This is a genomic window from Enterobacter sp. BNK-8 (assembly GCF_048685095.1).
Taxonomy (GTDB): Bacteria; Pseudomonadota; Gammaproteobacteria; order Enterobacterales; family Enterobacteriaceae; genus Enterobacter; species Enterobacter quasiroggenkampii.
On the sequence record NZ_JBLQTN010000001.1, the window covers coordinates 1,721,494 to 1,734,816 of the forward strand.

Consider the following 13,323-nt stretch of genomic DNA (forward strand, 5'->3'; position numbering starts at 1 on the left):
CTTCCTTGTTCGCGCGGAGAGTGTCCGCGCGACTGTGTTAACCGATAATACAAACCATAGAATAAACCACGACCACGCCATTCACCCGCTACACCTTCTCGATCTGCACCAGATTGGTGTGCTGCGGGTTGCCTTTTGCCAGCGGTGAAGGGCGGTGGGTGGTGAGGGTGTTGATGCAGGAGCCGTGATCGATGCGATCGCCACTCATATTGGCGTCGTGCCAGGCACCCTGGCCCATAGCGCTCACGCCGGGCATGATGCGCGGCGTCACTTTTGCTTCAATTCGTACCTCGCCGCGGTCGTTAAAGACGCGCACCGTATCGCCGTTCTTAATGCCGCGTTTTTCAGCATCGACAGGATTAAGCCAGACCTCCTGGCGACAGGCGGCTTTCAGCACGTCAACGTTACCGTAGCTCGAGTGGGTACGGGCCTTAAAGTGGAAACCAAACAGCTGCAGCGGGAACTGTGCGCGCTCGGGCGCATCCCAGCCGTCGAACGTTGATGCGTAGACGGGCAGCGGACTGATGGTCTCATCTTTTTCCAGCTCCCAGGTGGCCGCAATCTCCGCCAGCTTGCTGGAGTATATTTCAATCTTACCCGATGGCGTTTTCAGCGGGTTGGCTTCCGGGTTTTCGCGGAATTTTTTATAGGCCACAAAATGGCCGTTCGGATCTTTACGCTTGTAAATACCCATTTTTTTCAGCTCGTCATAGGACGGCAGATGAGGGTCTTTTTCGAGCATTTTGGCATACAGATACTGCAGCCACTGTTCCTGCGTCCGTCCTTCGGTAAATTTCTGATGGATATCCGGCCCGAGGCGTTTCGCCACTTCGCTCATGATCCAGTAGATGGGCTTGCGTTCAAATTTCGGCGCGGTCACGGGTTGAAGGAATATCAGGTAGCCCATGTTACCCGCATAATCGTTAGGAATGATGTCTTCCTGTTCGACGGTCATCAGGTCCGGCAACACGATATCGGCATATTTCGCTGACGACGTCATGAAGTTATCGATGACCACAATCATCTCGCACTTGCTTTCATCCTGCAGGATATCGTGGGTTTTATTGATATCGGAGTGCTGGTTGATGAGGGTATTGCCCGCGTAGTTCCAGATGAACTTAATCGGCACGTCCAGCTTATCCTTGCCGCGCACGCCGTCGCGCAGGGCGGTCATCTCCGGACCGCGGGTGATAGCGTCCGTCCAGCTGAAGCAGGAAATTTGCGTTTTGACCGGGTTATCCGGCAGCGGCATACGTTCGATGGTGATGGTGTAGGTGGACTCACGCGCGCCGCTGTTCCCGCCGTTGATCCCCACGTTTCCGGTGAGGATCGGCAGCATGGCGATGGCGCGGGAGGTCAGCTCGCCGTTTGCCTGGCGCTGTGGTCCCCAGCCCTGACAGATGTAGGCCGGCTTCGCGGAGCCGATTTCGCGGGCAAGCTTAACGATGCGATCCGCCGGAATGCCGGTGATGCGTGAGGCCCACTCCGGCGTTTTCGCCGTGTGGTCATCGCCCTGGCCGAGAATATACGCTTTGTAGTGACCGTTAGCGGGCGCGCCTTCCGGCAGCGTTTTTTCGTCATAGCCGACGCAGTATTTGTCGAGGAACGGCTGGTCGACCAGGTTTTCGTCGATTAACACCCAGGCAATACCCGCTACCAGCGCGGCATCGGTACCCGGACGGATCGGGATCCACTCATCTTCACGTCCGGCTGCCGTGTCGGTGTAGCGCGGGTCGATAACAATCATGCGCGCGTTGGACCGCTCGCGGGCCTGTTCCAGATAGTACGTAATCCCGCCGCCGCTCATGCGCGTTTCTGCCGGGTTATTGCCGAACATGACCACCAGTTTGGTGTTTTCGATGTCCGAGGTGCTGTTGCCGTCGTTACTGCCGTAGGTGTAGGGCATCGCGCAGGCAATTTGCGCCGTGCTGTAGGTACCGTAGTGGCTCAGGAAACCGCCGTAGCAGTTCATCAGACGCGCCACCAGCGAAGCGTAAGGGGAGGAGCGGGTGATATTGCCCCCGACAATCCCGGAGGAGTAGTTGATATACACCGCTTCGTTGCCGTAGTCGGCCACCACGTCTTTCAGACTGGCGGCGATCGTGTCGAGCGCTTCATCCCAGGTGATGCGTTCGAACTTACCTTCGCCGCGTTTGCCCACGCGCTTCATCGGGTAGTTCAGACGGTCAGGGTGATTGATGCGACGGCGAATTGAACGTCCGCGCAGGCAGGCGCGCACCTGGTGATCGCCATACACATCCTCACCAGTGTTGTCCGTTTCGACCCAGTACACTTCGTTGTCACGCACGTGCAGACGCAGCGCACAGCGGCTGCCGCAGTTGACCGAGCAGGCGCCCCACACCACGGTATCTTCAGGCGGCTGGACGGCGTGCTTCACCGCCGCGGCGGCGCTTTTTAAACCAAAAGGCAGCGAGATCCCACCAGCGGCAAGCGCCAGAGAACCTATCGCCGTAGATTTCACGAGAGTTCGACGGCTAATTCCGCCGTGATGTTCAATATCGGACATGGCTCACCCCATCATTATAATTGCGTATTATTTTTCCCGAAATGATATCCGGGCTAATGATGGGGTGAGTGTTACTTATTTGGGGGTATTAAATATTAATCCTCATCAAATCAAAGGGGATTGAGGGTCAATTACTGAGCTTCAGCTGCCGCACCACTGCCTGTGCGGGTGTATAAAATTTTGAAGGTGTCGTTGGCGCAGTGGCCCACCACCTGCGTGCCCGCCTGGTCGGCCTGGTCGTTCGGCACAATGCTCAGCGTAAACCCTGATTCAGGCACGCCGTTGTTGATAATCTTCTGCTGAATGTCGCTTTTCACGCGCTCGCAGGAATCCGGTGCCGCCAGCGCGACCGTTGAGGCACTCATTAACAGCAGGGCGGTAATCCAGGGTAACCGTTTCATCTGTAGCTCCTTTTCTCTGTGTAGAGATTAATTTTAGCAGGCTTCGTGTAAACAACTGTATTTGCTAATATGATTGGGAATAATCTCCCTGTACGGTAATAAATGTGAAGAAATACGCAGCGATAACGCTACTGGCAGCAACACTGATGGGGTGCGACAACAGCTCCGCGCCGCTGTCGTTTACGCCCGAGATGGCGAGTTTTTCAAACGAGTTTGATTTTGATCCGCTGCGCGGGCCGGTCAAAGACTTTACCCAGACGCTGTTCAACGAGAAGGGCGAAGTGTCCAAACGGGTCACCGGCACCGTCTCGACGGAAGGGTGTTTCGATACGCTGGAGCTGCACGACCTGGAGGCCAACACCGGCGTGGCGCTGGTGCTGGATGCCAATTACTATCTCGACGCAGAAACCCAGCAGCGCAAAGTGAAGCTGCAGGGGAAATGCCAGCTGGCCGAACTGCCGTCAGCCGGGGTGACGTGGGATACCGACGACAACGGTTTTGTGGTGGCGGCGCACGGCAAAGAGATGGAAGTGAAGTATCGCTACGACGCGGATGGCTACCCGCTGGGCAAAACCACCGTCTCCGGGGATCAGCATCTGTCCGTCCAGTCGACGCCGTCTAAAGATCTTCGCAAAAGAATGGATTACTCGGCAGTGAGCATGTTGAATGATAAGCCGCTGGGCAACGTGAAGCAGAGCTGCGATTACGACCGCCACAATAACCCGGTGAGCTGCGATCTGACGATCACGGACGACAGCGTCAAACCTGCCGTTGAGCGCAAGTACACCATCAAGAACACGATTGAATATTACTGAGAGTAACGTGCATTTTGTACGTTTCGCCCGGCGACGCTACGCTTGCACGGGCCTACAATGAAGCACCCTGTAGGCCGGGTAAGCACAGCGCCACCCGGCAAGAAAGACAGCGCAATGGTTCATGACAAGGTTTGTCATCAATCTCACTGCGCGGTAGGTTTCAGCAGGCTGGCGCCTGACGGTTTGTGTCCGGCCAGGTGCTGATGCTGGAAAATGCACATGCGGATGGTGTTGCGGTATTCACCGTTAATAAAGAACTCGTGAATCAGCTCGCCTTCCACCATAAAGCCCAGCTTGCGGTAGATATGGATCGCTTTCTCGTTCTCTTTGTCCACAATCAGGTAAAGCTTGTAGAGATTCAGAACGTTGAATCCGTAATCCATTGCCAGCTTAGCCGCCCGTGACGCAAGGCCTTTTCCCTGATGCTCAGGGGAGATGATGATCTGAAACTCCGCCCGGCGGTGAACGTGGTTGATCTCAACCAGCTCCACCAGCCCGGCTTTTTCACCTTCACACTCCACCACAAAACGACGTTCACTCTGATCGTGAATGTGCTTATCGTAGAGATCGGAAAGCTCGACAAACGCCTCGTAAGGCTCTTCGAACCAGTAGCGCATCACACTGGCATTGTTGTCGAGCTGGTGGACAAAGCGCAGGTCCTCACGCTCCAGCGGACGGAGTTTAACGTCGCAGGACACCGACATTATGGGGCTACCGTGCGGCCAGTGCGGCGATCCAGGCAGCGCAGGGTGTTAGGCTCCCAGTAGGCATTGACGTTTGCACTTTGCTGACACTTATCGCGCGCGTCAAAAGCGACATCTTCTTTGTCCCACTCTTTTTCAGCACGTTTGTTGACCTTCTGACGAAGGTTACGGGTGTCATTCCATTGTTCTTTGTCCATGGCGGCGTTCTGACGGCTTTGCGCGCTGTCACCAGACTCAATAATGAGCTTGCTAGTTTCCGCTGTCGCAGAGGCGGCAAAGGCGAACGAAGACAGCGCCAGCAGGGCTGTCAGACAAAGGCGTTTGCTTAATGTGGTCATAGCGTTTCCTTTTAAATGGGTGCAGATAATCAAGTTACCCCGTACAGATTCTACACTAAAGCGAAATGACGGCATACCCGCGGAGCAAGTATGGAAAAGTAAAGGGCATCATCAGGTATGATGGTTAAATAAATCCTCACCTGACGTGAAATATGCTTAAAACGACGCTGCTTTTTTTTGCCACCGCGCTATGCGAAATCATCGGTTGCTTCCTGCCCTGGCTCTGGCTGAAGAAGGGAGGATCCGTACTGTTGCTCATCCCGGCAAGCGTCGCGCTGGCCCTGTTTGTCTGGCTGTTAACGCTGCATCCGGCGGCCAGTGGGCGCGTCTACGCGGCCTACGGTGGCGTCTATGTCTGCACGGCGCTGCTGTGGTTACGCGTGGTGGACGGCATCAAACTCAGCGCATATGACTGGGCCGGGGCGCTGATTGCCCTGTGCGGTATGCTGATTATTGTGGCGGGATGGGGGCGCGCGTGAGCCCCGGGTTTTGTGATCGTTAGCTGATTTTATGATCATTATACTTGTATGGTAGTAGGGTTGGTGGGTGGATTTCCAGCATCACAACGAACGATGTAAGGAAAGGAATTATGAAGATTGTCGCGGCTGACGTGTTTGTTACCTGCCCGGGGCGGAACTTTGTCACCCTCAAAATCACCACCGATGAGGGGATTGTCGGTCTCGGTGACGCTACGTTAAACGGACGCGAGCTCTCCGTGGCCTCTTACCTGAAGGATCACCTTTGCCCCCAGTTGATTGGCCGCGATGCGCACCGCATCGAAGACATCTGGCAGTTCTTTTATAAAGGCGCCTACTGGCGTCGCGGTCCGGTTACCATGTCGGCCATCTCCGCCGTGGATATGGCGCTGTGGGATATCAAAGCCAAAGCGGCCAACATGCCGCTCTACCAGCTGCTGGGCGGCGCCTCCCGGGAAGGGGTGATGGTCTACTGCCATACTACCGGCCACACCATTGACGACGTGCTGGAAGATTACGCCCGTCATAAAGAGATGGGCTTTAAGGCGATCCGCGTGCAGTGCGGCGTGCCGGGCATGAAAACCACCTACGGCATGGCCAAAGGAAAGGGGCTGGCCTACGAGCCTGCGACCAAAGGCGACTGGCCGGAAGAGCAGCTCTGGTCCACCGAAAAATACCTCGATTTCACGCCGAAGCTGTTCGACGCGGTGCGCAGTAAATTTGGCTTCAATGAGCACCTCCTGCACGACATGCACCACCGCCTGACGCCAATTGAAGCGGCGCGCTTCGGCAAGAGCATCGAAGCATTCCGCATGTTCTGGATGGAGGATCCAACGCCTGCGGAAAACCAGGCCTGCTTCCGCCTGATCCGCCAGCACACCGTCACCCCCATTGCGGTAGGCGAAGTGTTTAACAGCATCTGGGACTGCAAGCAGCTTATCGAAGAGCAGCTTATCGACTATATCCGCACCACCATTACCCACGCGGGCGGCATTACCGGGATGCGTCGCATCGCCGACTTTGCTTCGCTCTATCAGGTGCGTACCGGTTCACACGGTCCGTCGGATCTGTCGCCCGTTTGCCATGCCGCCGCGCTGCATTTCGACCTGTGGGTACCGAACTTTGGCGTGCAGGAATACATGGGCTACTCCGAACAGATGCTGGAGGTCTTCCCGCACAGCTGGCGCTTTGATAACGGCTATATGCATCCGGGCGACAAGCCGGGGCTGGGCATTGAGTTTGATGAAAAGCTGGCAGCGAAATACCCGTACGATCCGGCCTATCTGCCGGTAGCCCGTCTTGAAGACGGCACGCTGTGGAACTGGTAAGCGAGGAGCGAACGATGAAAAGCGTAGTGATTCAGCAGCCAAACCAACTGATGATTGAAGAGCGGCCACGCCCGGAACCAGGCGCAGGCGAAGTCCGCGTGAAAATCACGCTGGCGGGTATCTGCGGGTCGGACAGCCACATCTATCGCGGCCATAATCCTTTTGCGAAATACCCACGCACGATCGGCCACGAGTTCTTTGGCGTGATTGACGCCACAGGCGAAGGGGTTGACGCTGCCCGCCTGGGCCAGCGCGTCGCGGTTGACCCGGTGATCAGCTGCGGACACTGCTACCTGTGCTCCGTGGGAAAACCGAACGTCTGCACCTCGCTGGTCGTGCTGGGGGTGCACCGTGATGGCGGCTTCAGTGAATATGCGGCAGTGCCTGCTCAAAATGCCTGGGCCATTCCGGATGACATTCCCGATCGACACGCCGTCATGGTTGAGCCCTTTACCATTGCCGCCAACGTAACGGGACAGGTGAAACCGACGGAACAGGACGTCGCACTGATTTACGGCGCTGGCCCGATGGGACTGGTCACCGTGCAGGCGCTGAAAGGCGTCTATCAGGTGAAGCAGGTTATCGTGGTTGACCGCATAGACGAGCGCCTGGCGATGGCCCGGCGCAGCGGCGCGGATTGGGTCTTTAATAACGGCGAGCAGTCGCTGCAGGCCGCGCTGGAGGAAAAAGGCATCAAACCGACGTTAATCATTGATGCCGCCTGCCATCCATCTATTTTGCAGGAAGCGATAACCCTGGCCTCGCCAGCGGCGCGCATCGTGCTGATGGGCTTTTCCAGCGAGCCGAGCCAGATTGTTCAGCAGGGCATTACCGGCAAAGAGTTGGCGATCTTCTCCTCGCGCCTGAATGCCAACAAATTCCCGGTCGTCATCGACTGGCTGAAGAGGGGGCTGATCGACCCGGAAAAACTGATCACCCATACTTTTGACTATCACCACGTAACAGACGCCATCGAACTGTTTGAGAAAGATCAGCGGCAGTGCTGCAAAGTCTTACTGACGTTCGGCCAATAATCATTTACGCGATTAAGAGCCTGCGCAGACAGGCTCTATGTGGTTCGCATCTTACCTTTCAGAGATAGCCATCATGACACAAGTACAACCGCAACGATCCACCGCCGATCTGGTGAAAGCCGCCGTTTCCGGCTGGCTTGGCACCGCTCTGGAGTTCATGGACTTTCAGCTTTATTCGCTGGGGGCCGCTCTGGTCTTCCATGAGATCTTCTTCCCCGAACAGTCTGCCGCGATGGCGCTGATCCTGGCGATGGGGACCTACGGCGCAGGCTATATTGCGCGCATCGTCGGGGCCTTTATCTTTGGCCGAATGGGCGACAGCATTGGCCGTAAGAAGGTGCTGTTTATCACCATCACTATGATGGGGATCTGCACCACGCTGATTGGCGTCCTGCCGACCTACGCGCAGATCGGGATTTTTGCCCCGGTTCTGCTGGTGACGCTGCGCATCATTCAGGGTCTGGGCGCCGGGGCTGAGATCTCCGGGGCGGGGACCATGCTGGCGGAGTACGCGCCGAAAGGAAAACGCGGCATCATCTCCTCGCTGGTGGCGATGGGCACGAACTGCGGGACGCTCAGCGCCACGGCGATCTGGGCGGTGATGTTCTTTGCTCTCGATCGTGAAGAGCTGATTGCCTGGGGCTGGCGCGTGCCGTTCCTCGCCAGCGTCGTGGTGATGATCTTTGCCATCTGGCTGCGCATGAACCTGAAAGAGAGTCCGGTCTTTGAGAAAGTGAACGATGCACAAACCGTGCAGCCGGACACGTCGCTCGGTTCCATGGTGAAAAGCAAATCCTTCTGGCTGGCGACAGGTCTGCGTTTCGGCCAGGCAGGCAACTCAGGTTTGATCCAGACTTTCCTTGCGGGCTATCTGGTCCAGACACTGCTGTTCGATAAAGCCATCCCTACCGATGCGCTGATGATAAGCTCCATTCTCGGGTTTATCTCCATCCCGCTGCTGGGCTGGCTTTCCGATAAAGTGGGGCGCCGTCTGCCGTACATTATCCTCAATATCTCCGCCATTCTGCTCGCGTACCCAATGCTGTCGATCATCGTCGATAAGAGCTATGCGCCGGGAACGATCATGCTCTCTATCATCGTTATCCATAACTTCGCCGTTCTGGGGCTGTTCGCGCTGGAAAATATCACCATGGCGGAGATGTTTGGCTCGCGAAATCGCTTTACGCGTATGGCCATCTCCAAAGAGGCGGGTGGTCTGGTGGCGGTGGGTTTTGGTCCGGTGCTGGCAGGGATCTTCTGCAATATGACCGGCTCCTGGTGGCCGATTGTTGCCATGCTGGTGGCCTATTCCGTGATTGGACTGGTCTCGGCGATCCTGATGCCGGAAGTGCGCGACCGTGATTTGAGCGCGCCGCATGACGCAGCTGAGTCTGCGACAAAAGAGACGGTCGGTTACGGCGCTGTCTCCTCGCGCCGCTAGCGGTTTATAGCTTGCGTGACTTATCACACAACTTTGTTTTTATGTCACACCACATGACCAAAAGTTAATATAAATCAAAATCTCAAACGGCAGTATCAGTATGGTTGATGGCAGTAATTTTTTACCCCAACTGCCATTCTAGTTGGTGTAGTCAGCAGGCGCTGCCGCTTCAGAAAGAGCGGCAGCGATCCACAGCTTTCTAATTAACGAGTCTTAATCATGGAAAATACCTTATTACAGGCCAATGCGACGCTGCCTCAGTACGATCGCGACAGCCTTAAAGCTCGCATCGTTCATTTAGGCTTTGGCGCATTTCACCGGGCGCATCAGGCAGTGTATGCCGATATTCTCGCCGCTGAGCACGGCAGCGACTGGGGCTACTGTGAGGTTAACCTGATTGGTGGTGAGCAGCAGATTGCCGATCTGAACGCGCAGGATAATCTCTATACCGTGGCGGAAATGTCTGCCGATGCGTGGACCTCCCGCGTGGTGGGCGTGGTCAAAAAGGCCCTTCATGCGCAGGTTGACCGGCTGGAGACGGTGCTGGCGGCGATGTGTGACCCGCAGGTCGCGATTGTCTCTCTGACCATCACCGAGAAAGGGTACTGCCACTCGCCGGCGACCGGGCAACTGATGCTCGATCATCCGTTTATCGTCGCCGACCTGCAAAACCCGCACCAGCCAAAATCTGCGCCGGGTGTCGTCGTGGAAGCGCTCGCGCGCCGTAAGGCGGCAGGTCTGCCGGCGTTTAGCGTAATGTCCTGCGACAACATGCCAGAGAACGGTCACGTGATGCGCAATGTCACCTGCGCGTACGCCCGTGCGGTAGACGGTGAGCTGGCGGACTGGATCGAATCCCACGTCACCTTCCCGTCAACCATGGTGGATCGCATCGTGCCTGCGGTCACCCCCGACACGCTGGATAAAATTGAACAGCTTACCGGTGTGCGCGATCCTGCGGCGGTGGCCTGTGAACCGTTCCGCCAGTGGGTAATCGAAGATAACTTTGTGGCAGGGCGTCCTGCGTGGGAAAAAGCCGGTGCTGAACTGGTGTCGGACGTGATCCCGTTTGAAGAGATGAAGCTGCGCATGCTTAACGGCAGCCACTCATTTCTGGCCTACCTGGGCTATCTGGCGGGCTACCAGCATATCAATGAGTGTATGGAAGATGAACATTACCGCATCGCCGCGCACGCGCTGATGCTCAACGAGCAGGCGTCTACGCTGAAGGTCAAAGGCGTCGATTTAGGACGCTATGCCGATCTCCTGATTGCCCGCTACAGCAACCCGGCCCTGCGCCATCGGACCTGGCAAATTGCGATGGACGGCAGCCAGAAGCTTCCGCAGCGCATGCTGGATTCCGTGCGCTGGCACCTGGTGCATCAGAAGCCTTTCCCGCTGCTGGCGCTGGGCGTGGCAGGGTGGATGCGCTATGTCGGCGGCGTGGACGAGCAGGGTAATGCGATTGACGTGAGCGATCCGCAGCTGGCAGTGATTCAGGCGGCGGTTAAAGGCAGTGCGGAAGGGGAAAACCGGGTCAAGGCGCTGCTCGGCATCGAGGCCATCTTCGGCAAGGAATTACCGCGTGAAGCCGTCTTTGTTGATGCGGTGATGAAGGCGTACCAGACGCTGCTGCAAAAGGGGGCGAAAGCGACCGTGGCACAGTACGTGTCTCAACGGTAATTCAGCACATGCCGCCGTTCGCGGCGGCATGTCTACGCACCGTTTAGTGCATACCCAGGCGAATCAGCTCAATCGGTTCGAACTTACCTTCGCATCCTTCCACTTCAACCGTTTTGCTGCGGCGCACCTGCGCGGCATCCAGCCCGTCGCTGTGGATCGCTTTAATCACGCCAGTTTTGCCCGTGCCGCTAATCATGACGCGGCTGCCGGTGGTGATTGCATTGCGGTTACGGTCGTATGTCATCATGGTATTTTCTCCTCTCTAACCTGTTCGTTACGGCGTTATTTCAGGGTTGCCGTTCACGGAGCATATAAATACGCCTGTCTGCATCACATGTTTTTGTTTTTGATCAAACTCACACTTTTTTCTTTATTGTGCCGGGCGCTGACGGTTCACGACAGCAATTGACAAAGCAGACCGTTATTTTCATTTATTGATAGTTTCAGCAGGGAAGCGTTGAGGGTTGGTTTATATTCCCGGTGCCATTCTGGGTACAGGAAATAACCCTTTCATCGGAATAAGGAGTCAGGCTTATGTATAAGAAGATTTTGATGCCTGTTGATGTGTTTGAAATGGATTTGAGCGACAAAGCGGTTCGCCACGCGGCAAACCTTGCGAAGGCAGAGGGCGCCTCGATTACCCTGGTCAATATTCTGCCGGCCAGCAGCCGCTCCCTGCTGCGCGGATTTAATGCCGATATTAAAAAGTTCGAAGAGTATATGACCGAGGAATCCGGTAAGAAAATGAACGCGTTAAAAAGACTGTTCGATATCTCGCTGGAGAAAATTGACAGCCTGGTGCGCTTTGGCAACGTCCGCGATGAAATTATCAGGCTGAGCAAGGAGGGGGAATATGACGTGATTGTCATTGGGTCGAAAAATCCGGGCATCACCACCCATCTGCTGGGATCAAATGCGGAATCTATCCTGCGCTACGCCACAATTCCGGTGTTAGTCGTTCGCTAAACCTATCGCCGCGTCCGAAAGGGGGCGGCGTAATATTACTCTTCGCTAAACCACTCGCTATTTTCCTGACGAATCAGCTGCACGGATTCGCTAATTTCCTGCAGATGCAGCGTCATCGCTTTTTCCACGCCGTCCGGGTCGCGTTTTTCCAGCGCGCTGAAAATATCGTGATGCTGTCGGAGCAGCATTTCCGGCGGGGAGACGTGATCGAGACTCATATAACGCACGCGGTCGATGGTGGCCTTGATGTTTTCGATGGTGTCCCAGGCCAGCTGGCAATCCGCAATCTGCGCCAGTTTCTGGTGGAATTCATCATCAAGCTGGAAGAAATCATTCAACTGCTTACGGTCAATCGCAATCCGCTGCTGATGCAGGTTTTGCTCCAGTAGGTAACACTGCTTGTCGTTGATGAGCGTTGCGGCACGGCGCGCCACCGCGCATTCAATGGCCTGGCGAACAAAACAGCCGTTGCGCACCTGAGAGAGTGAAATTTTGTTCACGTAGCTGCCGCGCTGCGGGCGGATCTGAATCAGACCGTTTTCCGCAAGCTTAATAAACGCTTCACGCACCGGCTGACGGGAAACGTCAAAACGCACGGACACCTCTTTTTCAGAAAGCGGCGTTCCCGGTGGGATCAGGCAATGGACAATATCACGTCGCAAAATGCGATAGATTTGCTGGTTTACGGGCTGGGTGGGATTGAGTTGCGATTCAGCGGCCATGAGTTGTCATTTCTCAGAGAGTTAGCCTGAACATACTACCATTCTTTTATAACCCGAAACAGACCCGGCCCGCAGGCCGGGAAGGTCAGCGTTAGCCACGATGGACGCTAAGTCCGGCAAAACTCTGGCTGACCGGCATCATTTCTACGGTATTGATGTTGACGTGTTTTGGCAGCGTCGCCACCCACCAGACCGTTTCGGTGACATCTTCCGGCGTCAGGGCGTTTGCGTTTTCATAGGTTTTGTCTGCTTTCGCGTCATCGCCTTTGAAACGCACGTTGGAAAACTCGGTGCCACCCACCAGGCCCGGCTCGATGTCGGTGACGCGAATGGCGGTGCCGTGCAGATCGGTCCGCAGGTTAAGGCTGAACTGGCGCACAAACGCTTTCGTCGCCCCGTAGACGTTACCGCCTGCATAGGGCCAGCTTCCGGCGGTGGAGCCGATATTAATAATGTGGCCACGATTACGCTCAACCATGCCCGGCAGCACTGCGCGGGTCATGTAGACCAGCCCTTTGTTGTTGGTGTCGATCATGTTTTCCCAGTCTTCCACGCTGGCTTTGTGGGCAGGCTCCATGCCCAGCGCCAGACCGGCATTGTTGACCAGCACGTCGATGGCGCGCCATTCTGCTGGCAGATTCGCAATCATCTCTTCGATCGCCGCGCGGTTACGCACGTCCAGCTGCGCGGTCAGAATGCTGTCGCCTAGTTCGTCCTTCAGCTCCTGCAGACGTTCCTGACGGCGGCCGGTCGCGATAACCTTGTGCCCGTTGGCGACGAAGCGACGCGTGATGCTTTCACCAAAACCTGCCGTTGCCCCGGTAACTAAAATAATCATCTCACTGTTCCTCAACGCTTTTTGTGTTGTACTAACATAGCACGGCCGTA

General features: G+C 56.0%; 14 protein-coding genes. 7 read left to right on the forward strand and 7 right to left on the reverse strand.

The genetic code is table 11. The features are described 5' to 3' along the window. Positions 1-88: 88 nt before the first annotated feature. The gene (gene ynfE, locus ACMGGU_RS08325) at positions 89-2,527 is read right to left on the reverse strand and encodes a selenate/tellurate reductase subunit YnfE (protein WP_420300397.1); all 2,439 of its coding nucleotides are present in this window, start codon (positions 2,525-2,527) and stop codon (positions 89-91) included. Positions 2,528-2,658: 131 nt separating this feature from the next. Then, on the reverse strand, positions 2,659-2,928 hold the full coding sequence (locus tag ACMGGU_RS08330; RefSeq protein ID WP_048030665.1) for a DUF1161 domain-containing protein: 270 nt from the start codon (positions 2,926-2,928) through the stop codon (positions 2,659-2,661). A 104-nt stretch (positions 2,929-3,032) separates the two neighbouring features. On the opposite strand from ACMGGU_RS08330, the gene ACMGGU_RS08335 reads away from it, so the two are divergent. Then, the gene (locus ACMGGU_RS08335) at positions 3,033-3,743 is read left to right on the forward strand and encodes a YnfC family lipoprotein (RefSeq protein WP_072052294.1); all 711 of its coding nucleotides are present in this window, start codon (positions 3,033-3,035) and stop codon (positions 3,741-3,743) included. A gap of 143 nt (positions 3,744-3,886) precedes the next feature. Here ACMGGU_RS08335 and speG read toward each other — a convergent pair whose 3' ends face one another. Together speG and ACMGGU_RS08345 are read right to left on the reverse strand one after the other, a co-directional pair. Beyond that, positions 3,887-4,447, reverse strand: coding sequence for a spermidine N1-acetyltransferase (gene speG / locus ACMGGU_RS08340; protein ID WP_048030664.1), 561 nt, complete (start codon positions 4,445-4,447; stop codon positions 3,887-3,889). Beyond that, a complete protein-coding gene (locus tag ACMGGU_RS08345; protein ID WP_023335541.1) occupies positions 4,447-4,785 on the reverse strand; it encodes a DUF1283 family protein in 339 nt (112 codons plus the stop codon). The genes speG and ACMGGU_RS08345 overlap by 1 nt, the downstream gene beginning before the upstream one ends. Positions 4,786-4,937: 152 nt before the next feature. On the opposite strand from ACMGGU_RS08345, the gene ACMGGU_RS08350 reads away from it, so the two are divergent. The 5 genes from ACMGGU_RS08350 (at position 4,938) to ACMGGU_RS08370 (ending at position 10,747) form a co-directional block, all read left to right on the forward strand. Then, positions 4,938-5,264, forward strand: a complete 327-nt coding sequence (locus ACMGGU_RS08350; RefSeq protein WP_111966763.1) for a YnfA family protein — start codon at positions 4,938-4,940, stop codon at positions 5,262-5,264. A gap of 110 nt (positions 5,265-5,374) precedes the next feature. Further along, positions 5,375-6,589 carry a D-mannonate dehydratase ManD gene (gene manD / locus ACMGGU_RS08355; RefSeq protein ID WP_023292552.1) on the forward strand — a complete coding sequence of 405 codons (1,215 nt, stop codon included), beginning with the start codon at positions 5,375-5,377 and terminating at the stop codon, positions 6,587-6,589. 14 nt (positions 6,590-6,603) lie between these two features. After that, positions 6,604-7,623: a Zn-dependent oxidoreductase gene (locus tag ACMGGU_RS08360; protein ID WP_420300398.1), complete on the forward strand. Its 1,020-nt coding sequence runs from the start codon at positions 6,604-6,606 to the stop codon at positions 7,621-7,623. 73 nt (positions 7,624-7,696) lie between these two features. After that, entirely contained in the window at positions 7,697-9,064 is a 1,368-nt protein-coding gene (locus ACMGGU_RS08365; RefSeq protein WP_420300399.1) for an MFS transporter, read from the forward strand. A 219-nt stretch (positions 9,065-9,283) separates the two neighbouring features. Further along, entirely contained in the window at positions 9,284-10,747 is a 1,464-nt protein-coding gene (locus ACMGGU_RS08370) for a mannitol dehydrogenase family protein (RefSeq protein ID WP_420300400.1), read from the forward strand. Between the two features lie 43 nt (positions 10,748-10,790). Here ACMGGU_RS08370 and ydfZ read toward each other — a convergent pair whose 3' ends face one another. Then, positions 10,791-10,994 (reverse strand): putative selenium delivery protein YdfZ, encoded by a 204-nt coding sequence (gene ydfZ, locus ACMGGU_RS08375; protein ID WP_014883679.1) that lies wholly within the window; start codon positions 10,992-10,994, stop codon positions 10,791-10,793. A gap of 287 nt (positions 10,995-11,281) precedes the next feature. Between ydfZ and ACMGGU_RS08380 the strand changes: the two genes are divergently transcribed. Continuing rightward, complete coding sequence (locus ACMGGU_RS08380) at positions 11,282-11,713, forward strand: universal stress protein (RefSeq protein WP_417929089.1); 432 nt, start codon at positions 11,282-11,284, stop codon at positions 11,711-11,713. A gap of 35 nt (positions 11,714-11,748) precedes the next feature. Here the strand turns inward: ACMGGU_RS08380 and ACMGGU_RS08385 are convergent, their stop codons facing one another. Both ACMGGU_RS08385 and ydfG read right to left on the reverse strand, forming a co-directional pair. Beyond that, on the reverse strand, positions 11,749-12,435 hold the full coding sequence (locus tag ACMGGU_RS08385) for a GntR family transcriptional regulator (RefSeq protein ID WP_008502405.1): 687 nt from the start codon (positions 12,433-12,435) through the stop codon (positions 11,749-11,751). A 91-nt stretch (positions 12,436-12,526) separates the two neighbouring features. After that, complete coding sequence (ydfG, locus tag ACMGGU_RS08390) at positions 12,527-13,273, reverse strand: bifunctional NADP-dependent 3-hydroxy acid dehydrogenase/3-hydroxypropionate dehydrogenase YdfG (RefSeq protein WP_023292548.1); 747 nt, start codon at positions 13,271-13,273, stop codon at positions 12,527-12,529. Positions 13,274-13,323: the final 50 nt, after the last annotated feature.